Source organism: Halomonas sp. 111, assembly GCF_052379685.1.
GTDB lineage: Bacteria > Pseudomonadota > Gammaproteobacteria > Pseudomonadales > Halomonadaceae > Vreelandella > Vreelandella citrativorans.
Window position 1 is genome coordinate 96,692 of sequence record NZ_JBQSYV010000007.1, and the last position, 19,255, is coordinate 115,946.

Sequence of the window (19,255 nt, forward strand, 5' to 3'; positions counted from 1 at the left end):
CCAAGAATTTAGGTGCCGCTCATGAGTGAGAACTACTCAATGCGCACCATTGCTGACGCATTGGGTGTTAGCCAGCAGGCTGCTCAGAAACGGGCTAACCGTGAAAGCTGGGCCTTCGACATAGCCAAAGGCCGTGGCGGCAAGCGCCGCCTATACGTCGCTGATCGTTTACCAGTGACGGTGCAAAACGCCTTAAACGAAAAGCAGGCCATTGCCGCCGCGCAAGATCGCCTAAACAACAGTGCTCAGGTAGAAGACGCCCGCGCCTATGGTCGCCACCTGAACCAAGCGCAGGCCGACGACGACACCACCCGCCAAGCGCGTAAGCAACTGGGTATGAAACAGTTTGCCGCGCTGGCCCCCAACAGCGAAAAGCGCCTGCGCGCCAAGGCGCGTGAAGCGGTGCTGCTGGCCTTGTGGGATTTCAAGCGCCGCCGTGGCATTAGCCTGCGCCCGGCCCTGAACCAATTTGCCGAGCTGGCCAATACTGGCGACGTAACCCTGCCCGACAACGTATGGCAGTGGATGCCTGAGTACCAAGGCACGCGCTCCATCAACGCCGGTACGCTCAAAAAGTGGCATTACGACTACCGCGCCGAAGGGCTGTGGGGGTTAGTCGACAATTACGGTGGGCGTAAAGAGCAGTTTAAGGTCCGTGAGATCGACGGCCTTGAAGCGATGGTGATCGGCTTGATGCTGGAACGGCCACACATCACACCCAAAAAAGTGAAGCTCTATATAAGCGCTGAAGAACCCGGCAAAGACCGCGTCTCAGTGTCCAGTTACAAGCGCTTTATGGACTGGTGGAAAGCCGAAAACGCCCAGGCCTACACCTATGCGACGAACCCGGATGCCTGGAAGAACAACTACATGGCGGCGGTGGGTAGTCACCATGAGCGTATCGAGCGGCTTAACCAGGTGTGGGAGCTGGACTCCACCCCCGGTGACTGGCTGTTAGCCGATGGCCGCCACAGCGTGATTGGCACCATCGACCTCTACTCACGTCGGTTCAAGCTATACGTCTCAAAAACCAGTACCGCCAAGGCGGTGTGCCAAGTGTTCCGCCGAGCCGCTCTGGACTGGGGTATCTGCGAAATTGCCCGTACGGATAACGGCAAGGACTACGTGAGCGAGCAGTTCACCAGCGTGCTGCGTGATTTAGAAGTAGAGCAAGAGCTGTGCTTGCCCTTTGCCTCCGAGCAAAAAGGCACCGTTGAGCGCGCCTTCCGCACCATGAGCCACGGCATCCTTGACCTGCTGCCCGGCTTCATTGGCCACAACGTCGCCGAGCGAAAGGTGATTGAAGCGCGTAAGAGTTTCGCGCAACGCATCATGACCAAAGGAGAAACCGTCGAGGTCGAAATGACCAGTGACGAACTCCAGCTGATCCTTGATCAATGGTGTTCGATTTATCACCACAACACTCATAGCGGCCTTAACAACAAAACACCGTTTGAAGTTGCCAACGCCTGGACCGCACCTGTCCGCCGAATCAACGATGAGCGTGCGCTTGACCTGTTACTAGCAGAGATCGGCGGCACCCGCGTGATTGGCAAAAAAGGCATTCGCTTTGAAGGTAACTCCTACGATGCCCCCGCGTTATTCGAGCACGTGGGCCGCTCAGCAGTGCTTAAACGTGACGAAGCGGATATCGGCAGGCTGTACGTCTATGTAGAGGGCGAGTTTATCGCCGTTGCAGAGTGTGCAGAGCTGCTAGGCATCTCACGCAAAGAGCGCGCTGCCGCCTCACGCACGGCCCAAAAACGCTTCGTGGCCACCCAGCAAAAAGAGTTCCGCGACTTCAAGAAAGGTGTGGATCGCAACATTGGCCAAGTGGTGCTTGAGCATCAGTTAGAGCAAATCCAGAACATCGAAACCCTGCACCGGCCAAGCCTCGACTACACCCCCGAAGGCCTACGCCAAGCCCAGCAGGCTGCTAAACGCGAACTGCCGCCCATCCCCGAACCCGCCACGCCCGCGCAAAGCGATGCGCGCCAAAAGCTGGCGGCGGAAATGGCCGGTGAACCAGCAACGGTAGCGGAAGTGGATACCCCCAAGCGGCGCTATCAACGCTGGTTGCGGCTGGATCGTCGCGTACAAGCCGGGGATCAGCTCAACGCTATCGACCTGCGCTTTCACCAGACCTACCCCGGCACCGGCGAATACCGCTCGATGACATCGGTTTATGACGACTTAGGTTTGAGCGCTCACGGCGAACGCTCATGAAAAAGCCCGCGCCCTTTGTGAGGAAGGGAACGGGCCAATGCAATGCAAAAAACAGGAGCAAATGATGACTCAACAACCCCCAATGGTCAACGTCAACAGCATGACCACCGCCCCGCTACAGAACGTAGCGCTATGCAACATGGCGATGGAACGCGCCCTTAACCGCCCCGCGCACCTGCCCGGCATGGTGGCCTTTTACGGCCCCAGCGGCTGGGGAAAAAGCACCGCCGCCGCCTACGTGGCTAACAAGCACCGCGCCTATTACGTCGAGTGCAAAAGCACCTGGACCAAGAAATTCCTGTTGCTCTCAATCCTGACGGAGATGGGCATTGCTCCTGCGAAGACCATTCCTGAGATGACCGCCCAGATCAGCGAGCAGCTTGTGCTAAGCCAACGCCCGCTGATCATTGATGAGATGGACCACATCGTCACCAAGAAAGCGGTCGAGGTGATCCGTGACATCTACGAAGGTAGCAACGCCGCGATCCTGCTGATCGGTGAGGAGAACATGCCCGCCAAGCTGCGCGAATGGGAGCGCTTCCACAACCGCATGCTCTCATGGACGCCCGCCCAACCTTGCGACCTGGACGATACCCGCGCCTTGGCGCGTATGTACTGCCGCGATGTAACGATTGCCGACGACCTATTGGAGCGCATTCTGGAAGTCAGCCGGGGCGCTGCCCGCCGCATTTGCGTCAACATCGAACACGTCCGCCAGGAAACGCTGGTGCAGGGTGACAACACCATGGATGCCGCCACCTGGGGCCAACGCACGCTGTACAGCGGCGAAGCACCGAAGCGGAGGGTGTAACCATGGCAGGTCGCAAACCCGTACACCTCACCGCCAACGCCAAGCGCCCCGAAGGCCGCCAAACGATGTGGGAAGCCATCCGCAAGCTGCGCAAGTTCACGATCAGTGAGCTGGAAACCACCACCCGCCTCAAGGAAGGCGCACTGCGCAGCTACGTAGAAGCCCTCACCAAGGCCGGTTACCTCAACCGCGAGCGGCCCACCGAGCGTGTTAACGGTGCTTTCCCTAAAGCCACCTGGTCGCTGGTGCGAGACACCGGCGTTGAAGCACCCCGCGTGCGCAAGGACGGCAGCCAGGTCACCCACGGCTACGGCCGAGAGCAGCTGTGGCGAACCATGCGCATCATCGGCGATTTCAACCACCACGAGCTGGCCCTACAGGCCAGCACCGAAGAACACCCCGTGGCCGTGCAGGAAGCTGCCTTCTACTGCCAGTACCTCGCCCGCGCCGGGTATCTGGTGGTTACCGCAGAAGGTGGCCCCAACCGCGCCACGCGCTTTCGCCTGTTGCCCAGCCGCTACAGCGGCCCCCGTGCGCCGCAGATCCAACGCATCCGTCAAGTGTGGGATGCCAACAAGCAAGCGGTCGTCTGGCGGCCCGAGGACGGCGGCGATGAGTGATTGGATCTACGTGCTACAGCAGGCCTGCCATGAAAGCAGCCAAAAGCGTATCGCCGTACGGCTGGGGGTTTCTTCCTCAATGATCAGCCAGGCCATCAGAGGTATTTACCCCGGTGATTTAAGCGGCCTTCAAAAGCGTGTTGAAGGCGAGTTAATGGGCAGCGCCGTTCACTGCCCGGTACTCGGCGAGATCTCATCACGCCAGTGCCTTGACTGCCAGCGCCAGCCGTTTGCCGCCACCAATGCTCAGCGGGTGCGTCTCTATCGCGCCTGCCGAAGCGGTTGCCCGAACAGCCAGCTCAACACGGCAGTGATCACCACCGATAACGGAGATGGCTCATGACCACCTACACCGACGAATACCTGGAGCACTACGCCGCACGCTATGTGGCCATGTACCTGAAAGGCCACGGCATCACGTTGCAGCAATACCTGGCCGCGCCTGAACGCTACGAACACCTGGCGTTTGAGCCGTTTCCGTTGCTGCCCGCCCAGCACGCCGCCGTGCTGCCTCTCTGGCAGCGCTGGGACACCGGCTTAACGGCAGCCACCGAGACGGTACCGGACGAAGAGCCTTTCGAACTGCCGCCTGAATATGCCGTGTGGGAAGAGTGGATGTTGGGGCTGGGTAACAGCAAGGCCCTGCGCCAGCGCAATGGCGCACTGATAGAGCCGCTGCACCACCACCGCCACAACCGTGGTGCCAGCCGCGCCACCGCCAACTTTGAACGCAAGCAAGCCCGTAAAGGAGCCTGAACATGAATATGCCTAACAGCGCCATGGGGCGCTTACTGAACATCAAGACCATCGGCAGCCGAACCGTCAGCCAGGTCATTAGCGATATGGATGAGATAGCTGCTGGCCAAGTGTCGAGCGTGTTCGCTGATAACGACAACAACGTCTTTGGAGCGCTGGTCATCATCAACAGGCCAGACACACAGCGCTATCTCGATGCCATCCAGGCCGTGACAGATCAGATTGATAACGAGGACCAGGAGTAACCCATGAACACGAAAGCGACCGAGCCCCCCAAAATTCCAGAAGGCTACTGGATGGACGCCAAAGGGCGCCTTATCCCGGAGGAAAGTATTAAGCCCATCGACCAGGCACGCGATGAGTTAACTATCGAACTGGTCACCCAGGCCATCGAGCTGAACCGCCAACTGCAACAGTTTAAAGCCGCCGCCTTTGGCGACATTGAAACCTTTGTGCAGCTTTCCGCTGAGCAGTACGGCGTCAATGTGGGCGGGAAGAAAGGCAACGTCACGCTGCTGAGCTTCGATGGCCGCTACAAGATCCAGCGCCAAGTGGCCGATCACATCACCTTCGATGAACGCCTGGAAGCCGCCAAGGGCTTGATTGATGAGTGCCTGCGCGATTGGACGTCTGGCGCTGGCCATGAGGTGAAAACCATCGTGCAAGACGCCTTCCGTACCGACAAGCAAGGCAACCTGCGCACCGGTGCGGTGCTAGCCCTGCGCCGCCACGACTTTGACGACCCGCGCTGGTTGAAAGCCATGGACGCTATCGCCGACGCCGTACAGGTCACCGGCTCAAAAAGCTACGTACGCATCTATGAGCGTATCGGCGAAACCGAGCGCTACCAGCCCATCAGCCTCAACATCGCGGAGGTGTGAGATGAAAAATCAAGTCAGCGCATATTGCTTTGCCAGTGGAGAAATTCAGGTGGGCAAGCGTGTTCCTGGAGGTGCTGTCGTTATTGCTACTGGCCCTCGACCAGAGCTTAAGCGGGAGATCGATGTGGTGGCACGGCTTGCTTATGACAACCGGACACTGCTAGTTCCGGGCGTGCCTGAGTCATTCTCAGTTGAGAGTGCCATCGAAGCTGTTGTTGCTTTTGTGAAATGGGCCAAGAGCCGGAGTTGTCCAGCTTGCGAATGGAGAGATCCTGCCGAGCTTGAACAGCAATTACGCGGGAAGGTTGGTGTCGTGGACGACGATGGCCATATCGCTGACCCAGAAGCTTTTGAAACGGGGGCCGCCCAATGAGCACCGTCTTGAATGCTTCCTCTATCCGCGTTAGCCCCGCCATGGGCGGCTTTGTCGCCACCCTGCGCGGTAAGCGTGCCACCGGGTCAACGCACCGCGAAGCGGCGCTGGCCGTCGCCCGTAAGGTATATGGCCCAAAGGTCAACGTCGTTAACGACTACCTGCGCGACTCAGACACAGCGGCGGGCATCCAGTACCGATATCACATCACTTACCGCGCTAACCGAGGTGCCGCATGAGCAACGCACTCAAGTACGGCGACCGCGTGAGCTACACGCGCACGGTACGTCGAGGCAATCAGATCAGCTTCTCGGCGCGTAAGGGAATGCTGGTCAGCATTAAGGGCGATGTGGCGTTCATCCGCGCCAGCAACGGGCGGCTGATCCACGTCAACGCCAACAACGTGCGACCTGCTGGTCAACCCAATGCCCTTACCGAATCCATTAAGGCCATGCAGGAAGAGAACCAATGAACGAACACACCATCGTTGTCCGCTTCCCTGAAGGCGTTCAGCCAAGCTACAGCGCGGCTACCGAGTTTCAAGGCGGCCAAGTCGTCGCAGTGGATTTTGACGGAAACCGTCTACGCATCGAACAGGAGCTGCAAGAGGCGCTTGAAGAGCTGCTGGGCGAGCTGGCAGATAGCGATCTTGACGGCCTAACCATGCACGCCGAGCCGTTTGTGAGAGCGCGCAACGCCTTGGAGGAAGCACAAACAGCTAAGCGCTAAAGCGAAACGCCCCCGCGTGGGGCGTCTGCTGGGCGTGGTGGCCCGGCACTGATGAGCAGCCGATGAGGTGAACAATGGACAAGTGGAAAGAAATCAAAGAGCGCCTAGCGCACTTGGGTGGCTCCGTAGAGCTACTGGCGGATGGCTACACGTTAACACTGGCCAAGGTGCATGACGGAAAGAAGATCTTCGTTTACGTCTACATAAACGGCACCGTGGAAGGCAAGTGGACGGATACTAAGGATGGCGAGCCCGTGCATCCCGAAGGCCGATTCTGGCGACCAATGAAGCGTGCGCCCCATCCCAAAAAGTACTATGCACAATTTAAGCGGGCGTTTGGCAAGAAAGAAGCCGACCGCATGGTAGCGCCACGCGTGATCGGCGTAGTACCAACCTTTGGCACCGAGGGCGCTGTGGTGGCTCATCTCAAGAAACACTTCCCTGATCTTGAGATCAAGGCAGATGAGGTAGCGTCATGACCCTCGAACGCATCCCCTTCAAGCCCTTGGGCGAAGAGTGGACCGAAGCCTTCGCCATGCTCTGCGGCGTGTGCAAGCACTTGGGTGAATGCCAGATCATCGAAGGCATGATTGAGATGAAAGACGGCGCACCTTGGCCCCAGGGCGGCTGGGTAACTGACCCCGGCGCGGGCATTACCTGCCTCAGCTACCAGCCCAAGCCGGTGCGCATTCTGGAAGGTCAGGAACTGGAAGACGCTCTAAACCAGGCGGTGCCGATGTGCGGCGGCTGTGCCGCCCGTAAGGGAAGCGAGGCCAGCAAAAGCTTGCACACTCAGAGGGACTTCCACGCCGCTGTAAAGCGCCAGGGCGTGTTTGCGTGCCATGAGGGAAACAACCACGGCAAGCCCTGCGGCGGTTGGTGTAACGCGGTACGCCGCCAGATGAACGGAGCCACGTCATGATCACCAAAGGCAAGCTGGCCCAGATCCACATCGCTAAAGCGCAGCTGGGTTTAAGCGACGACGACTACCGCGCCATTCTCGCCCGCACGGCGGGCGTCAGCAGTTCTAAAGACCTGACGGATCGCACCGTGGGCGGCGTGCTGCACGAGTTCCGCCGCCTGGGCTGGCAGCCCAAAGCCCCCAAGCGTGCAGGGCGTGTGCCCAACACCTTCAACAAGCATGAGCAGATGGCCAAGATCGAAGCACAGCTGACCGACATGGGGCTTTCATGGGAGTACGCCGGAGCCATTGCCAAGTGCCAAACAGGCATTGAACGCATCGACTGGCTGCGCACTGAAAAGCAATTCAAAGGCGTGATTGCCGCGCTGGATGTAGAGCACCAAAAGCGCGATCTCATCGCGTACGTGGATGAGTGCATTACCGCCATGGGCAAGACGCGCGAAGAGTTGGTCGAGCGTTATCGGCTACCGAAGGGCTGGGAGCGCAATCTGACCATGCTGAAAAAGCTGGCCACGCTGCTGCCGGAACCACCGCGCTTTATCCAGACCTTTGACCCCAGCTGTTAAGCAGCCGTTAACCCACGTTTAAACGCCGGAGAACACCATGGAAACCCGCTGCCCGTGCTGCCACACCCAGTTCAGCCTGGAACACGCTATGGAAGATGAAGCGCTGCGCGAAATGATGGCCATACTGGCAGACCTGCCCCGTGACGTATCACGCCCGCTGGTAGCCTATATTGGCCTGTTCCGGGGGAAAACCCGCGCCATGGCCTATGAACGCCAACTACGCCTTATGCGCGAAGCCTTGGCGTTGGCCACCGATACGCTGGTGGTAGGTGTGGCACTGTCGGATACCGTCGAAGCCATCCGCACCAAGCGCGACACCGGCGAAGACACGCGCCCGCTGCGCAATCACAACTACCTCAAGCGCGTGGTCGAAACCCAAGGCGCACGGGCGCAAGCCCCTAGCCTCTATATCCCGGAATGCCCCAAGCCTGTATCCAAAGGCATGATGCGCGCCCTGGAAGCCGCCAACCGGAGCCGTGAAGGATGAGCCAGATTGCGTCATGGTTTCGTAACGCCGTCACCGATGGCGTCATGCGCCTGCTGGTGCTGCGCCTGCCCAGCGCCCCGTGGGAAGACGAAGCCGAATACACCACCCAGACATGGATAGAAGTGCTCTGGGCCGCGCCGATCGGCTGGGATGAGCAGCAAGACGCCCGCCGCCTTCGCCACGCCTTTAACCGGCTGGCCGCACAGTCAGAACGCTGGCCAGCGCCGCGCCAACTGCTGGCCATGCTACCCGAACGCCTGCCACGCCCACGGTTACCCAAGCCACCCATGAGCGAAGCCAAGCGCCAAGCCAACCGAGAGCGCCTGAGAATGATGATCGCCGAACTCGGCCTACACTCAACGCGAGGAAACCACCGTGAATAAGCACGATGACGATACGCTCGATATGGGTTTCGAGGTTCCCGATGATGCTCTGGAACACTTGGACCCGGAGATCCTAAAGAAGTGGCCGCAAGGCCTAAGCGACATGCTCAGCGTGGTTGAGCATGCACTGGTAAAAGCCGGAGAAGACCCACACTGTGCCCGCCGCCACGCCTTTACCGTGGTGCGTGCCATTTCTCGCTTGGCCGGTGGGCGCAGCCTGTACGTACCCCAGGGCAAGCATTTGGAGCGCGCCTTACGCGACCGCGCCCTGTGGGAATTACACAACGGCCATAACGTTGATGAGCTGGCAGCACGGGCAGGCATTACGGCGGTGCAGGTCTACAACATCATCGCTGAGCAGCGGAAACTGGCCCGCGCTCGCCGCCAAGCGGATCTGTTCAACGAATCCGTAAACGGCTAAGCTAGCCGCGATAACAACAGGGGAATTAGCATGAAGGTATTGGTAGGGGTAGTTATAGGGACATTGTTGCTAGTAGGGTGCGATTCAGGGCATGTAAAAAAGTCGAAAGAAGCCGTAGCTGACCGGCTGAGAGACCCTGACTCTGCTCAGTTCCGTAACATTAAAAGTGGCAAAGCATCTAACGGACTGGAAACTGTATGTGGTGAGGTAAACGGGAAAAATGCTTATGGTGCCTATTCTGGCTATGAGCGCTTCATCGCCAACAATGGTGGAAGAGCTGTTTATCTAGAATCACAATGGCCTACATTTAGCGTGCTGTGGATTACGGACTGCCCCAGTTAATTACTGTTAGCGATGCCCCAACAAACCCGCCCCGGCGGGTTGTTTTCTTTCTAGCCCCTGAAAAATCCTAAAACGCTTTATTCCCAGCGCCCCACGCGAAGCCCCTATCCTGACCTCACTGCATCCCGCCCCCTGCATTGAGGCTATCCCCGTGAATAAGCAAACCCTGCTCGACAAGCTCCGCATTGGCCCTTGGTTGATTCTCGCTATCATCACGTCTATTGCCGTGGGCTTTCTCTACCCCCACCAGCTTGGCGTGCTGCTTTGGTCGCTGACCAAATTGTGTTGGGGTGCCTACCTCGGCTACTGGATCGACCGGTCCATGTTCCCGTACGCTCGTCCCGGCAATCTCCTCGCGTTGTCCGCGAGTTCGCTTGGGCTCTTCATGCTTCGCCGTACGATCATCATCGCCGCCACTATCTTGGCCCTTGGTCTGGGGGTTTGAGATGAGCGCCCATGCCAACACCTCTTGGCTATTGAAGGAAGGCGAACGGCTTGCTGCTGAGATCAAAGCGCTTGATGGCAAGCCCAACGCTGGCCCCAAGCTGCTGGTGCTTTACATGCAGCTGCAAGATGTTGTGCAACGTGCTGCTGCTGAACTCCCCAAGGAGGCAGCATGACCCGGTTGCTATTAGCCATCATCACGCTTGCCAGCGTGTTTGCCTGCACACCCGCCAATGCCCAAATCCCCAGCGCTGCTCAACAGCACCAGCGCGAGCTAACCCGCATCGTGCAGCAGGAATGGGGCATGAAGGGCCGTGTGGCGGTTCATGCCGCGCAGATCCATCAGGAGAGCGGCTGGCGGCCTAACGTTGATAGCCCCGTGGGCGCCCAAGGGCTTAGCCAATTCATGCCGGGAACATCGGCATGGATCGCCGAGATCTACCCGGACTTGGGGAAAGCCGCGCCTTACTCGCCCACATGGGCCATGCGGGCACAGGCCCGCTACAACAAATGGCACTGGAAGCGTTTAGCTAGCGCCGCTGATGAATGCCAGCGCTGGGCCTTCGCGCTTAGCGCCTACAACGGTGGGCTCGGCTGGGTGCAGCGCGACCAGCGCCTGGCCCGCGCTGCCGGGGATGATGCCGGTGTGTGGTTTGACAGCGTTGAGAAGTACACCGCCCGCGCTGGCTGGGCCCTGCGCGAAAACCGCCACTATGTGCGCCACATCCTACTAACGCTCACGCCCCGGTATACGCGGGCAGGCTGGCAAGGGGGTGCGCCATGTTAAGTAAAGCCACTCTGGCGTTGGTAGGCGTATTGGCCCTTGGGTTGTGGTTTCAGCATCTTTACGTGAAGCACCTTAAAGAGATGGTGGCCATTGAGCAGCAGGCCACTGAAAACGCCCAAGCGCGCACAGAGGTTGCACGCCAGCAGACGTTAGAAGCGTTGGGCGACTTAGAGACGGTCGTACGCCTGCACCGTCTCGCAGAAGCCGATATTAAAGCGCTTCAAGAGGAACTGGCCGCGCAAGCCGAAGGCTACGACACCCTACGCCAACGCATCCAACGCACTCCAACGACGGACGATGGACCCGTAGCCCCGGTGCTGCGCGACACACTGGAGCGCCTGCCATGACCGTGAGAACCATTGTGATCGTCGCCGCCGGGGCCTTGCTGGCCGCCTGCGGAAGCAAGCCGCCCGAACCGCCCCCGCCACCCGCTATCAACGTTTACCAGTGCGCGACGCCAGCAGGCATGACCGAGCGCGAGCGCCAGCCGCTGCCCCCCATGGGCGACTACTCACAGGCCGACGTGGCGCTGTTCATCACCGATTTACACCAATGGGGCGCACGGGGTTGGCTTAAAGTCGCCCGTATTCGAGAACACGCCGATACGTGCGCGCAAAGCGCCGAAGAAGACGACGACAACGACTAAGGGGAACACCGTGGAACCAATCAACTGGGCCGCCGCCAAGGTGCTATTTGATGTGCTGCAAGCCGCCTTTATGGGCGTGATGGCCGCGTACATTTATTGGCTCAACAAGCACCGCGCCAGCCAAACCGCCATCCGATCAACCAACAAGCGTATCGATAACGTGGAGAAACAGGTGGTGAAACTGGAGCACACCGTTGAGCGCCTACCCGACCACGGCGACCTCACCAAGCTTCAAGAACAAATGTCGCAAACCAACGTGCTGCTGGCCGAGATCAGCGCCAGCCAAAAAGCCACGGCGCAACAGGTGGGGCGCATGAATGATTATCTGCTGAACCGTTCAGGGGGGAAGGTATAAGTATGAGCTTCCAGGACTTTGAAACCGAAGGCCGACGCCTTGGCATCCTGCGCATTCTCTCGCGGCGTAGCCAGTTCACCACTAATGAATACTCGCTTAACGATGAGTTAAAAGGCGCTTACGCCCACCACATCAGCCGCGACAGGCTGCACGGTGACTTGGCGTGGCTGGATGAACAAGGGCTGGTGATTACCCAGCAGCCCCGCGCCGGTTGGGTGATTACGCTAACGAGCCGTGGCGCTGATTGCGCTGAAGGCCTCGCCAACGTACCCGGCGTTGCCAAACCACGTCCGGGAGCCTGATATGGCTAAGCGATCCAAGGTCTTTGACTTGCCTGCAGAGGTACGCGAAGAGCTAAACGAGAAGCTGGTATCAACAGGCTTTCAAGGCTATGCAGGGCTGGCTAATTGGCTGACAGACCGTGGCTTTGAAGTCTCGCGTAGTTCCGTGCAGCGCTATGGCCAGGACTTGCAAGAAGAGTTTGAAGAAGCCATGGGCAGCGTGCGCCGTACTACCGAAATGGCCAAAGCCATGTCGGATGCGGTGGAAGACGACGAAGGCCACTTGATCGACGCTACGGCACGCTTGGTGCAAGAGCATCTGCTGCGCATCTCGCTTGAGTTTCGCAAGATGGAGATTGAGCCGGATGCCGCCGCGCATCACCTGGGCAAGGTCTCCAAGGCGCTGGATAGTCTGGGCCGCTTGTCGCTCAGCCAGAAGAAACACGCCAAAGAGCTACGCGCCGAGTTTGCCAAGGAAGCCGCTGCGAAGGCCGAAACTGCCGGGCGCGCTCAAGGGCTATCCAATGACGGCGTTGCCGCATTGCGCGCGGCAATTCTGGAGGGTATGTCGTGAGCGCCGCCACCGAAAGCGTGCTGCTTCCTTACCAGCAACGCTGGGTGAACGATACCTCTGCCGTGAAGGTGATCGAGAAGTCGCGCCGAATCGGCCTCTCTTACGGCGAGGCAGCAGACGATGTGCTCTACGCCGCATCTAGCGCCGGTGCCAACGTCTATTACATCTCCTACAACAAGGAGATGACCCAAGGCTTTATTCAGGACTGCGCCGGTTGGGCCAAGGCGTATCAAGCAGCGGCCAGCCAGATCGAAGAGTCAGTGATCGAAGAAGATGATAAGCAGATACTGAGCTATACCATCAAGTTCGATAGCGGCCACCAGATTCAGGCGTTCACTTCCAACCCCCGTAACCTGCGCAGTAAGGGGAGGCCCGGCGAGCGGCTGGTGATCGATGAAGCGGCGTTCGTTGATAACATCAAAGAGCTGCTTAAAGCCGCCATGGCCATGACGATCTGGGGCGGCCAGATCCGTATCATCAGTACTCACAACGGAGAAGAAAATCCGTTCAATGAGCTAGTTAACGATATCCGTGCTGGCAAGTACGACTACAGCCTGCACCGTGTTGACCTGGACGACGCCCTGGCCGATGGTTTCTACAAGCGCATTTGCCGCGTTACCGGCCAACCCTGGTCACGTGAAGGCGAAGCCCATTGGCGGCAGCAGCTCATCAACCGCTACAAGCCCAACGAAGACGAAGAACTCTTCTGCATTCCCGCCCAAGGCGGTGGCACCTACCTCACCCGTGCGATGATCGAAGCCTGCATGGCAACGGCCCCCGTGTTGCGCTTCAACGGCACACGGGAATTTAACGCCATGCCGGAGCCACTGCGCGCCGCCGAGATGGCCGACTGGATCACCGACAACCTCAAGCCTGTGCTGGCCACGCTGAACCCGCGCCGACAGCACGCAATGGGGCAAGACTTTGCCCGTAGCGGCGACCTTTCGGTCATTGCCCCGATGGAGATCGGCGAGACGCTCCACCGCACCGTGCCTTTCCTGATGGAAATGCACAACGTGCCATTCAAACAGCAAGAGCAAGTTTTGTTCGCCATCGGCGATGCCTTGCCGCGCCTGTGCGGTGTGGCTATCGATAGCCGAGGTAACGGCGCTTATATGGGTGAATCGGCCACTGATAAGTGGGGCTCTATCGTTGACCAGGTCATGGCCACCGAGAACTGGTACCGCGAGCGCATGCCTCGCTATAAGGCCCGCTTCGAAGATGGCACGATCACAATTCCCAAAGACGATGGGCTAGTGGACGACCACCGCGCTTTTATCCTGGTACGCGGCGTCGCCCGCCTACCCGAAGGCAAGACCAGTGGCGAACGCCACGGTGACGGTGCCATGGCCTGCGTACTGGCTGACCATGCCGCCGAGCTTGAAGCCATCGAGATCGACTTCACCCCCGCGCCCCTGCCTGGCAACCGCCAGGACGACGACAGCGACGACATTGAACACGCCGGATTCGGCATAGGAGGCGGCGCATGGTAAGCCCCAAAGCACTCATCAAGCGGTTATTCGGCAGAGACAGCAGCCAGGCGCTAGAAGAAGAACAGACTCAGGACGCTCGCATTGGCCAGTTAAAGCGCGAGTTTGCCGAGCACCCAACCAAAGGGCTAACGCCTGCAAAGCTCTACCAGATTCTGGAAGCCGCAGAGCAAGGCGACCTGAAAGCGCAGTCTGAACTCTTCGACGATATGGAAGAGAAGGACGCCCAGATCGGCGCGGATCTCGGCAAGCGTCGCCAGCTAGCCGCCGAGCTGGAGTGGCAGATCGTACCGCCCGACGGTGCCGATGCCCGCGAGAAGAAAGCCGCAGAACACGCGGCGGAGGTGTTCAGCGGCATTGATGTAGAAGACCTGATACTGGACTTGGGTACCGGCATCGGCCACGGCTGGGCTAACCTTGAGCTAACGTGGAACCGCGACGGCGCCCTGCGCTATATCGAACAGCCCACCCTACGCCCGCACAGCTGGTTCAGGCTCCACCCGGATGACCAGAACTGCATCACCCTGCGCGACAACAGCGCCACCGGTGCCGAGCTGTGGCCACTCGGCTGGGTGCAACACCGCCACCGCGCTAAAAGTGGCTATGTGGCGCGCATGGGCCTGCACCGTATGCTGGCGTGGCCCTACCTGTTCCAAAACTACGCCTTGGGTGATCTCGCCCAACTGCTGGAAATTTACGGGATGCCTGCGCGCATCGGTAAATACCCCAAGAACGCCACCGAAAAAGAGAAAGCCACCCTACTGCGCGCCGTCGTCACGCTGGGCCAGAACGCGGCGGGTATTATTCCCGAAGGGATGTCTATCGAGTTCATGGAGGCGGCGGGCAAAGGGTCATCATCGGACATCTACAAGTTAATGATGGACTGGTGCGAACGCGCCAAGGCTAAAGCGATTCTGGGCGGCACCCTAACAAGCGGCACCGGCGAAGGCACGAATACCAACGCGCTTGGCAATGTGCATGAGCGCGGGCAAACCAGCCTGATTCGCTCCGACGTGCGCCAGTACGCGGGCAGCATTGGTAAACAAATCCTGTGGCCAATGGCCGCGCTCAATTTCGGCATCGACAAACCCAGCCGAGCCCCACGGTTCTATCTGGATACCGGCGAAACCGAAGACCTCGAACGCCTCTCCAAGAGCCTGCCCACCATTGTGGACATGGGCGTGAAAGTCCCCATGTGGTGGTTCCATGAAAAATCGGGCATTCCAAAAGCTGCTAAAGGCGAAGACGTTTTAATGCCAAAGGCAGCGCCAAACCCGTTTGGAGCCTTACGCCTGCCAGCGTCTAAACCACCGCTGGCCGCACTACGCCAGGCGCCCACACAGCCCGGCCAGCCAAGCTACTACCGCGATGCCACGCTGGATCAACTCGACGACCAGGCGCAGCCAGTTATCAACGGTTGGGTTAACCAGGTGCAGCAGTTAGCCGAGCAGGCGGAAAGCCTGGAGCAGCTGCAAGAGATGATCGCCACCGCCTTTGATGACCTGGACGAATCCGAGCTTGCCAGCGTGATGGCCACCGCATTTGAAGCCGCCGATCTGGCAGGCCGTACCACGGTCGATGAGGAAACCGGCAATGCCGATTAGCGCCGAGTTCAACCGCCCGTTCGCAGAGCAAACCGAGTTCTTCCGTAACAAGCTGAACCTGCCCACCACCCGCTCAGGGCAGATCACCCGCGACCAGAACGATGCCGCCTTTGTGGTGGCCGGTGCCACCAAGGCCGACTTGCTCGCAGACCTTCGCGGCGCGGTGGACGGCGCGATCAACAACGGCCAGAGCCTTGGTGAGTTTCGTAGCCAGTTTAATGAGATCGTTGCCAAGCGGGGTTGGACCGGCTGGACCGGTGAAGACACCAAAGCGGGCCGCGCATGGCGTACCCGGCTTATCTACAAGACCAACCTTGATACGTCCTACGCCGCTGGCCGATGGGCGCAGATGACCGACCCGGACGTGGTGCGCCTGCGCCCCTACTGGCGTTACATCCACAACACCATCGAGAACCCACGCCAGCAGCACAAGCGCTGGCACAACCTGGTGCTAAGGGCTGATCACCCGTGGTGGCAAACCCATTTCGCGCCCAACGGGTTCGGCTGCAACTGTGGTGTGGAGACGTTAAACGAGCGTGGCTTAAAGCGCCTGGGCAAAGATGGCCCAGACACAGCCCCCGATGACGGCACGTACGAACACGTCGATAACACCACTGGCGAAGTGGTGACTGTGCCCAATGGCATACAACCCGGCTGGGATTACGCACCAGGCCAAACCGCCACCGAGCGTGCGGTTGCTGCACGCCTAAACAGGCTGGACAGTGTCGATGCAACGATTGCCCGGCAACACGTGACCGATCTGGTAGAAGCCCCGCTATTTAATCGTTTTTGGAACGGCGAAGTACGTGGTGAATATCCGGTGGCTATAGTGCCGCCAGTAGAGCGCCAAGTGTTAGGGGCAGAGTCGCCCGTGGTGCTGCTCTCACAAGAGAGCCTGACCGCGCACAAGGTCAGCCACCCCGAAGTGGGACTAGCGGATTACCGACGTATACAGGAGATACTGGATAGCGGCGAGGTGTACCAACGCGAAGGCGAACCAGGGCGAATGGTGTACTTGAGCCTAGGGGATAAACTGTATAGAGCAGCGTTGAAGCGCACAGCCGATGGCAAGAAGAACTACTTCCTGACACTGTTTGTGGTCACAGATGAAGCGGCAGAGCGGAACGTAAGGGCCAAGATGAAGCGGCTACGTTAAGGCAGGGCTCGATAATAGAAATAAGCGCAAGGCTGGTTCGCCATCCCCAGATACCTCATCTGCTTTCGCAGGGTACACCAGACGAATATTGGCCTCTTGCGCTTGAGGTCAGTATAGGAGAGAACCATGGGCACCATCAACGTCAATAGCGGCGAGGTAGAGCGCGCCATTCAAGACCTGATCAACAAAGGCAACGACCTGACAGCGCCGATGAAGAGCATTGGTGAAGAGATGGTCAACCGCACCCAGCAACGCTTCCGCGATAAAGAAGCCCCAGATGGCACGCCATGGAAAGATAACTCGCCAGTCACCAAGGCGCGCAAAGGTCATGGCCGCGTACTGGAAGGCGAAAGCAAAGAACTGGCCAAGCAGTTCAGCTATAGCGCAGCGTCAGACAGCGTCGAATGGGGCAGCCTAATGGTCTATGCCGCTATGCAGAACTACGGCGGTACCAAAGCTGAGTTCCCGCACTTATGGGGCGACATACCAGGTCGCGAATATATCGGCATGAATGATGACGATGGAGACGAGGTGCTAGGTATACTGGCTGATCATCTTTCACCGTAAACATGCAACGCCCTACAAGCCCCTGTAAGGCGTTGTGATGTAAATGCAGGCAAACACCGCCGCGAAAATAGTTCACCACGTGACGGCGTTTTTAAACACGGTTTAAACGGGGTTTCATATCATGCCCGTGCCCCACATTGCGATTGCACGCAACCCCTCGCCCAAAAGCCCCCAAAATTCCTAAAGCGCTTTAAATCCAATGCCCCCGCGATCCCCTCGATACTGGGGGCATGAAAACACGAACCGCAGCACCTCACCCCATCGCCGTTTGCGCGGCCAGCCACACCGCCCCCATCGCGGCGTTGGCGCTGCGTGTCACGCAAGACAACGGCAAGACCCGCCTGATTCCAGCAGGCGAGTTCAACGCCCCACGCGGGGCGATGAGCGGCAGCGGGCCGTGGCACCTGGATGAACCGGGTGCCCGCGCCATCATCCAGCAAGCCGCCGCTCGCTCGACTGACATCCCCATCGACTACGAACACCAAACATTGCTGGCTGAGCGTAACGGCCTGCCTGCCCCTGCGGCAGGCTGGATTGATCCGCGCTCGCTTGAATGGCGCACAGATGGCCTTTACGGCGCAATTGCATGGACCGCCGCTGCCAGCGCGGCCATTGAGGCCGATGCCTACCGCTACCTTTCGCCCGTCTTTCCCTACAACGCCGACACCGGCGCCGTGCTGGACCTGCTGCACGTTGCACTGACCAACACCCCGGCGATCGACACCGCCATCACTGAACTCGCCGCTGCCCGAGCCGGGCGCGGTGCCTCTGAAGCGACACCCCAAAAGGAGAACACCGTGGACCGCGAAAAACTGATTGCCAAGCTTGGGCTGGCTACCGATGCCACCGACGAACAGATCAACACCGAGATCGCTGCGCTAAAAGCCGCCAAGGCAGATGCCGACGCGTTCCGCACTGAACTAGGTGCCAAAGACGACGCGAAACCAGCGGAAGTCGTGGCGGCCTTGAAAGCCTCCAGCGCCACCGCTGCGCCAGACATGAGCCAGTACGTGCCGGTAGCCGTGTATCAGGAAACCACCCAGCAGCTCGCCGCGCTGAAAGCAGGCAGCCAGAACGCCGAGCTAGACGCCTTGATCAAGGAAGGCTTGGGCGATGGTCGCATTCCCGGCCAGAAAACGGCGGATTGGTTGCGTAAAAGTGGCCTGGCTGCCTGTAAAGCTCATCTGGCTGAAGCCCCCAGTATCGCCGCGCTAAAGGCCACCCAGACAGGCGGCAAACCACCGGAAGGCACCACAGCGAAAGACGGTGAGCTAACGGAAGCGGAGCTTGCTGTGTGTAAGGGCATGGGCTTAACGCCGGAGCAATACCGCAAAGCCAACCCAGCCGCTAGCGCGTAAGCCGCTCGCGAATCTTCCCTTTCAAGAGGACAACAACGTGACTGCGTTAACTCAAAACCGCAACACGCCGTACCGCGAGAACGTCAGCCGTAGCCACCCGCTCGAAGCCGGTGCGGTGGTGTTCGCTGGCGGCATCGTCACCATGGCCGTTACTGGCTTCGTCTCGGCTGGTTCTACCGCGAACGGCTTGATGGCTGTGGGTGTGGCCACGCACTACCAGGACAACACCACCGGTGATAACGGCGACCAGCACGTAGAGGTAAAGCGCGGCTGCTTCGCCTTTGCCAGCGCCACCGGCGACGACGCCATCAGTGACGCCGACCTGGGCTTTTACTGCTACCTGGTCGATGACCAGACAGTGGCGAAGACCGACGGCGTAGGCGCTCGCTCCGTGGCTGGCGTTATCGACGGCGTTGATGACTTTGGTGTGTGGGTACGCATCGACCCGACCAACGGCCCGGTAGCTAGCGCCTAAT

32 protein-coding genes and 1 other RNA gene are annotated in these 19,255 nt (G+C 59.3%); all 33 read left to right on the forward strand.

Annotation, left to right across the window (positions count from 1 at the left end; genetic code table 11):
* The first annotated feature begins 21 nt into the window (after nucleotides 1–21).
* The 33 genes from ACT3T7_RS07180 to ACT3T7_RS07340 all read left to right on the forward strand — a co-directional run bounded on the left by ACT3T7_RS07180 (nucleotide 22) and on the right by ACT3T7_RS07340 (nucleotide 19,254).
* The gene (locus tag ACT3T7_RS07180; RefSeq protein WP_444630494.1) at nucleotides 22–2,226 is read left to right on the forward strand and encodes a Mu transposase C-terminal domain-containing protein; all 2,205 of its coding nucleotides are present in this window, start codon (nucleotides 22–24) and stop codon (nucleotides 2,224–2,226) included.
* A 64-nt stretch (nucleotides 2,227–2,290) separates the two neighbouring features.
* Nucleotides 2,291–3,037, forward strand: a complete 747-nt coding sequence (locus tag ACT3T7_RS07185; protein WP_444630495.1) for an AAA family ATPase — start codon at nucleotides 2,291–2,293, stop codon at nucleotides 3,035–3,037.
* Nucleotides 3,038–3,039: 2 nt separating this feature from the next.
* Nucleotides 3,040–3,657, forward strand: a complete 618-nt coding sequence (locus tag ACT3T7_RS07190) for a hypothetical protein (protein WP_444630496.1) — start codon at nucleotides 3,040–3,042, stop codon at nucleotides 3,655–3,657.
* On the forward strand, nucleotides 3,650–4,000 hold the full coding sequence (locus tag ACT3T7_RS07195; protein WP_444630497.1) for a hypothetical protein: 351 nt from the start codon (nucleotides 3,650–3,652) through the stop codon (nucleotides 3,998–4,000). The genes ACT3T7_RS07190 and ACT3T7_RS07195 overlap by 8 nt, the downstream gene beginning before the upstream one ends.
* Nucleotides 3,997–4,413, forward strand: a complete 417-nt coding sequence (locus tag ACT3T7_RS07200) for a hypothetical protein (RefSeq protein WP_444630498.1) — start codon at nucleotides 3,997–3,999, stop codon at nucleotides 4,411–4,413. The genes ACT3T7_RS07195 and ACT3T7_RS07200 overlap by 4 nt, the downstream gene beginning before the upstream one ends.
* 2 nt (nucleotides 4,414–4,415) lie before the next feature.
* On the forward strand, nucleotides 4,416–4,658 hold the full coding sequence (locus ACT3T7_RS07205; protein ID WP_444630499.1) for a hypothetical protein: 243 nt from the start codon (nucleotides 4,416–4,418) through the stop codon (nucleotides 4,656–4,658).
* Between the two features lie 3 nt (nucleotides 4,659–4,661).
* Complete coding sequence (locus tag ACT3T7_RS07210; protein WP_444630500.1) at nucleotides 4,662–5,294, forward strand: DUF3164 family protein; 633 nt, start codon at nucleotides 4,662–4,664, stop codon at nucleotides 5,292–5,294.
* 1 nt (nucleotide 5,295) lies between these two features.
* Complete coding sequence (locus tag ACT3T7_RS07215; protein ID WP_444630501.1) at nucleotides 5,296–5,667, forward strand: hypothetical protein; 372 nt, start codon at nucleotides 5,296–5,298, stop codon at nucleotides 5,665–5,667.
* Entirely contained in the window at nucleotides 5,664–5,906 is a 243-nt protein-coding gene (locus tag ACT3T7_RS07220; protein WP_444630502.1) for a hypothetical protein, read from the forward strand. Before ACT3T7_RS07215 ends, ACT3T7_RS07220 begins: the two co-directional genes overlap by 4 nt.
* Entirely contained in the window at nucleotides 5,903–6,139 is a 237-nt protein-coding gene (locus ACT3T7_RS07225; protein WP_444630503.1) for a hypothetical protein, read from the forward strand. The genes ACT3T7_RS07220 and ACT3T7_RS07225 overlap by 4 nt, the downstream gene beginning before the upstream one ends.
* On the forward strand, nucleotides 6,136–6,396 hold the full coding sequence (locus tag ACT3T7_RS07230) for a hypothetical protein (protein WP_444630504.1): 261 nt from the start codon (nucleotides 6,136–6,138) through the stop codon (nucleotides 6,394–6,396). Before ACT3T7_RS07225 ends, ACT3T7_RS07230 begins: the two co-directional genes overlap by 4 nt.
* Nucleotides 6,396–6,461, forward strand: an RNA gene (locus tag ACT3T7_RS07235) — hammerhead ribozyme type II. Before ACT3T7_RS07230 ends, ACT3T7_RS07235 begins: the two co-directional genes overlap by 1 nt.
* 9 nt (nucleotides 6,462–6,470) lie before the next feature.
* Complete coding sequence (locus ACT3T7_RS07240; RefSeq protein WP_444630505.1) at nucleotides 6,471–6,875, forward strand: hypothetical protein; 405 nt, start codon at nucleotides 6,471–6,473, stop codon at nucleotides 6,873–6,875.
* Nucleotides 6,872–7,318, forward strand: a complete 447-nt coding sequence (locus ACT3T7_RS07245; RefSeq protein WP_444630506.1) for a hypothetical protein — start codon at nucleotides 6,872–6,874, stop codon at nucleotides 7,316–7,318. Before ACT3T7_RS07240 ends, ACT3T7_RS07245 begins: the two co-directional genes overlap by 4 nt.
* Nucleotides 7,315–7,884 (forward strand): gp16 family protein, encoded by a 570-nt coding sequence (locus tag ACT3T7_RS07250; RefSeq protein ID WP_444630507.1) that lies wholly within the window; start codon nucleotides 7,315–7,317, stop codon nucleotides 7,882–7,884. Before ACT3T7_RS07245 ends, ACT3T7_RS07250 begins: the two co-directional genes overlap by 4 nt.
* Nucleotides 7,885–7,921: 37 nt before the next feature.
* Nucleotides 7,922–8,371, forward strand: a complete 450-nt coding sequence (locus ACT3T7_RS07255) for a hypothetical protein (RefSeq protein WP_444630509.1) — start codon at nucleotides 7,922–7,924, stop codon at nucleotides 8,369–8,371.
* A complete protein-coding gene (locus tag ACT3T7_RS07260) occupies nucleotides 8,368–8,754 on the forward strand; it encodes a hypothetical protein (protein ID WP_444630510.1) in 387 nt (128 codons plus the stop codon). The genes ACT3T7_RS07255 and ACT3T7_RS07260 overlap by 4 nt, the downstream gene beginning before the upstream one ends.
* On the forward strand, nucleotides 8,747–9,175 hold the full coding sequence (locus tag ACT3T7_RS07265) for a Mor transcription activator family protein (RefSeq protein ID WP_444630511.1): 429 nt from the start codon (nucleotides 8,747–8,749) through the stop codon (nucleotides 9,173–9,175). Before ACT3T7_RS07260 ends, ACT3T7_RS07265 begins: the two co-directional genes overlap by 8 nt.
* A 30-nt stretch (nucleotides 9,176–9,205) precedes the next feature.
* Nucleotides 9,206–9,517: a hypothetical protein gene (locus ACT3T7_RS07270; protein WP_444630512.1), complete on the forward strand. Its 312-nt coding sequence runs from the start codon at nucleotides 9,206–9,208 to the stop codon at nucleotides 9,515–9,517.
* A 151-nt stretch (nucleotides 9,518–9,668) separates the two neighbouring features.
* On the forward strand, nucleotides 9,669–9,962 hold the full coding sequence (locus tag ACT3T7_RS07275) for a putative holin (RefSeq protein WP_444630513.1): 294 nt from the start codon (nucleotides 9,669–9,671) through the stop codon (nucleotides 9,960–9,962).
* Between the two features lies 1 nt (nucleotide 9,963).
* Entirely contained in the window at nucleotides 9,964–10,137 is a 174-nt protein-coding gene (locus ACT3T7_RS07280) for a hypothetical protein (RefSeq protein WP_444630514.1), read from the forward strand.
* Nucleotides 10,134–10,748: a transglycosylase SLT domain-containing protein gene (locus ACT3T7_RS07285; RefSeq protein WP_444630516.1), complete on the forward strand. Its 615-nt coding sequence runs from the start codon at nucleotides 10,134–10,136 to the stop codon at nucleotides 10,746–10,748. Before ACT3T7_RS07280 ends, ACT3T7_RS07285 begins: the two co-directional genes overlap by 4 nt.
* Nucleotides 10,742–11,095: a hypothetical protein gene (locus ACT3T7_RS07290; RefSeq protein ID WP_444630517.1), complete on the forward strand. Its 354-nt coding sequence runs from the start codon at nucleotides 10,742–10,744 to the stop codon at nucleotides 11,093–11,095. Before ACT3T7_RS07285 ends, ACT3T7_RS07290 begins: the two co-directional genes overlap by 7 nt.
* Complete coding sequence (locus tag ACT3T7_RS07295) at nucleotides 11,092–11,394, forward strand: hypothetical protein (protein ID WP_444630518.1); 303 nt, start codon at nucleotides 11,092–11,094, stop codon at nucleotides 11,392–11,394. The genes ACT3T7_RS07290 and ACT3T7_RS07295 overlap by 4 nt, the downstream gene beginning before the upstream one ends.
* Nucleotides 11,395–11,404: 10 nt before the next feature.
* Complete coding sequence (locus ACT3T7_RS07300) at nucleotides 11,405–11,749, forward strand: DUF2730 family protein (RefSeq protein WP_087110208.1); 345 nt, start codon at nucleotides 11,405–11,407, stop codon at nucleotides 11,747–11,749.
* A 2-nt stretch (nucleotides 11,750–11,751) separates the two neighbouring features.
* Nucleotides 11,752–12,051 carry a VpaChn25_0724 family phage protein gene (locus tag ACT3T7_RS07305; RefSeq protein WP_444630519.1) on the forward strand — a complete coding sequence of 100 codons (300 nt, stop codon included), beginning with the start codon at nucleotides 11,752–11,754 and terminating at the stop codon, nucleotides 12,049–12,051.
* Nucleotide 12,052: 1 nt separating this feature from the next.
* Entirely contained in the window at nucleotides 12,053–12,604 is a 552-nt protein-coding gene (locus tag ACT3T7_RS07310; protein WP_444630520.1) for a DUF3486 family protein, read from the forward strand.
* Nucleotides 12,601–14,097, forward strand: a complete 1,497-nt coding sequence (locus ACT3T7_RS07315) for a terminase large subunit domain-containing protein (RefSeq protein WP_444630521.1) — start codon at nucleotides 12,601–12,603, stop codon at nucleotides 14,095–14,097. The genes ACT3T7_RS07310 and ACT3T7_RS07315 overlap by 4 nt, the downstream gene beginning before the upstream one ends.
* Nucleotides 14,091–15,698, forward strand: coding sequence for a DUF935 domain-containing protein (locus tag ACT3T7_RS07320; protein WP_444630522.1), 1,608 nt, complete (start codon nucleotides 14,091–14,093; stop codon nucleotides 15,696–15,698). The genes ACT3T7_RS07315 and ACT3T7_RS07320 overlap by 7 nt, the downstream gene beginning before the upstream one ends.
* The gene (locus ACT3T7_RS07325) at nucleotides 15,688–16,854 is read left to right on the forward strand and encodes a phage head morphogenesis protein (protein ID WP_444630523.1); all 1,167 of its coding nucleotides are present in this window, start codon (nucleotides 15,688–15,690) and stop codon (nucleotides 16,852–16,854) included. Before ACT3T7_RS07320 ends, ACT3T7_RS07325 begins: the two co-directional genes overlap by 11 nt.
* A gap of 126 nt (nucleotides 16,855–16,980) precedes the next feature.
* Entirely contained in the window at nucleotides 16,981–17,421 is a 441-nt protein-coding gene (locus ACT3T7_RS07330; RefSeq protein WP_444630524.1) for a phage virion morphogenesis protein, read from the forward strand.
* 230 nt (nucleotides 17,422–17,651) lie between these two features.
* Nucleotides 17,652–18,779 carry a phage protease gene (locus ACT3T7_RS07335; RefSeq protein WP_444630525.1) on the forward strand — a complete coding sequence of 376 codons (1,128 nt, stop codon included), beginning with the start codon at nucleotides 17,652–17,654 and terminating at the stop codon, nucleotides 18,777–18,779.
* A 37-nt stretch (nucleotides 18,780–18,816) separates the two neighbouring features.
* Nucleotides 18,817–19,254 (forward strand): hypothetical protein, encoded by a 438-nt coding sequence (locus ACT3T7_RS07340; RefSeq protein ID WP_444630526.1) that lies wholly within the window; start codon nucleotides 18,817–18,819, stop codon nucleotides 19,252–19,254.
* The last annotated feature ends 1 nt before the right edge of the window (nucleotide 19,255 follow it).

Excerpts from the sequence above, each read along its gene's own strand:
- ACT3T7_RS07180 (WP_444630494.1), top strand. The coding sequence starts at position 22 with ATGAGTGAGAACTACTCAATGCGCACCATTGCTGACGCATTGGGTGTT.
- ACT3T7_RS07185 (WP_444630495.1), top strand. The coding sequence starts at position 2,291 with ATGACTCAACAACCCCCAATGGTCAACGTCAACAGCATGACCACCGCC.
- ACT3T7_RS07190 (WP_444630496.1), top strand. The coding sequence starts at position 3,040 with ATGGCAGGTCGCAAACCCGTACACCTCACCGCCAACGCCAAGCGCCCC.
- ACT3T7_RS07195 (WP_444630497.1), top strand. The coding sequence starts at position 3,650 with ATGAGTGATTGGATCTACGTGCTACAGCAGGCCTGCCATGAAAGCAGC.
- ACT3T7_RS07200 (WP_444630498.1), top strand. The coding sequence starts at position 3,997 with ATGACCACCTACACCGACGAATACCTGGAGCACTACGCCGCACGCTAT.
- ACT3T7_RS07205 (WP_444630499.1), top strand. The coding sequence starts at position 4,416 with ATGAATATGCCTAACAGCGCCATGGGGCGCTTACTGAACATCAAGACC.
- ACT3T7_RS07210 (WP_444630500.1), top strand. The coding sequence starts at position 4,662 with ATGAACACGAAAGCGACCGAGCCCCCCAAAATTCCAGAAGGCTACTGG.
- ACT3T7_RS07215 (WP_444630501.1), top strand. The coding sequence starts at position 5,296 with ATGAAAAATCAAGTCAGCGCATATTGCTTTGCCAGTGGAGAAATTCAG.
- ACT3T7_RS07220 (WP_444630502.1), top strand. The coding sequence starts at position 5,664 with ATGAGCACCGTCTTGAATGCTTCCTCTATCCGCGTTAGCCCCGCCATG.
- ACT3T7_RS07225 (WP_444630503.1), top strand. The coding sequence starts at position 5,903 with ATGAGCAACGCACTCAAGTACGGCGACCGCGTGAGCTACACGCGCACG.
- ACT3T7_RS07230 (WP_444630504.1), top strand. The coding sequence starts at position 6,136 with ATGAACGAACACACCATCGTTGTCCGCTTCCCTGAAGGCGTTCAGCCA.
- ACT3T7_RS07240 (WP_444630505.1), top strand. The coding sequence starts at position 6,471 with ATGGACAAGTGGAAAGAAATCAAAGAGCGCCTAGCGCACTTGGGTGGC.
- ACT3T7_RS07245 (WP_444630506.1), top strand. The coding sequence starts at position 6,872 with ATGACCCTCGAACGCATCCCCTTCAAGCCCTTGGGCGAAGAGTGGACC.
- ACT3T7_RS07250 (WP_444630507.1), top strand. The coding sequence starts at position 7,315 with ATGATCACCAAAGGCAAGCTGGCCCAGATCCACATCGCTAAAGCGCAG.
- ACT3T7_RS07255 (WP_444630509.1), top strand. The coding sequence starts at position 7,922 with ATGGAAACCCGCTGCCCGTGCTGCCACACCCAGTTCAGCCTGGAACAC.
- ACT3T7_RS07260 (WP_444630510.1), top strand. The coding sequence starts at position 8,368 with ATGAGCCAGATTGCGTCATGGTTTCGTAACGCCGTCACCGATGGCGTC.
- ACT3T7_RS07270 (WP_444630512.1), top strand. The coding sequence starts at position 9,206 with ATGAAGGTATTGGTAGGGGTAGTTATAGGGACATTGTTGCTAGTAGGG.
- ACT3T7_RS07280 (WP_444630514.1), top strand. The coding sequence starts at position 9,964 with ATGAGCGCCCATGCCAACACCTCTTGGCTATTGAAGGAAGGCGAACGG.
- ACT3T7_RS07285 (WP_444630516.1), top strand. The coding sequence starts at position 10,134 with ATGACCCGGTTGCTATTAGCCATCATCACGCTTGCCAGCGTGTTTGCC.
- ACT3T7_RS07290 (WP_444630517.1), top strand. The coding sequence starts at position 10,742 with ATGTTAAGTAAAGCCACTCTGGCGTTGGTAGGCGTATTGGCCCTTGGG.
- ACT3T7_RS07295 (WP_444630518.1), top strand. The coding sequence starts at position 11,092 with ATGACCGTGAGAACCATTGTGATCGTCGCCGCCGGGGCCTTGCTGGCC.
- ACT3T7_RS07305 (WP_444630519.1), top strand. The coding sequence starts at position 11,752 with ATGAGCTTCCAGGACTTTGAAACCGAAGGCCGACGCCTTGGCATCCTG.
- ACT3T7_RS07310 (WP_444630520.1), top strand. The coding sequence starts at position 12,053 with ATGGCTAAGCGATCCAAGGTCTTTGACTTGCCTGCAGAGGTACGCGAA.
- ACT3T7_RS07320 (WP_444630522.1), top strand. The coding sequence starts at position 14,091 with ATGGTAAGCCCCAAAGCACTCATCAAGCGGTTATTCGGCAGAGACAGC.
- ACT3T7_RS07325 (WP_444630523.1), top strand. The coding sequence starts at position 15,688 with ATGCCGATTAGCGCCGAGTTCAACCGCCCGTTCGCAGAGCAAACCGAG.
- ACT3T7_RS07330 (WP_444630524.1), top strand. The coding sequence starts at position 16,981 with ATGGGCACCATCAACGTCAATAGCGGCGAGGTAGAGCGCGCCATTCAA.
- ACT3T7_RS07335 (WP_444630525.1), top strand. The coding sequence starts at position 17,652 with ATGAAAACACGAACCGCAGCACCTCACCCCATCGCCGTTTGCGCGGCC.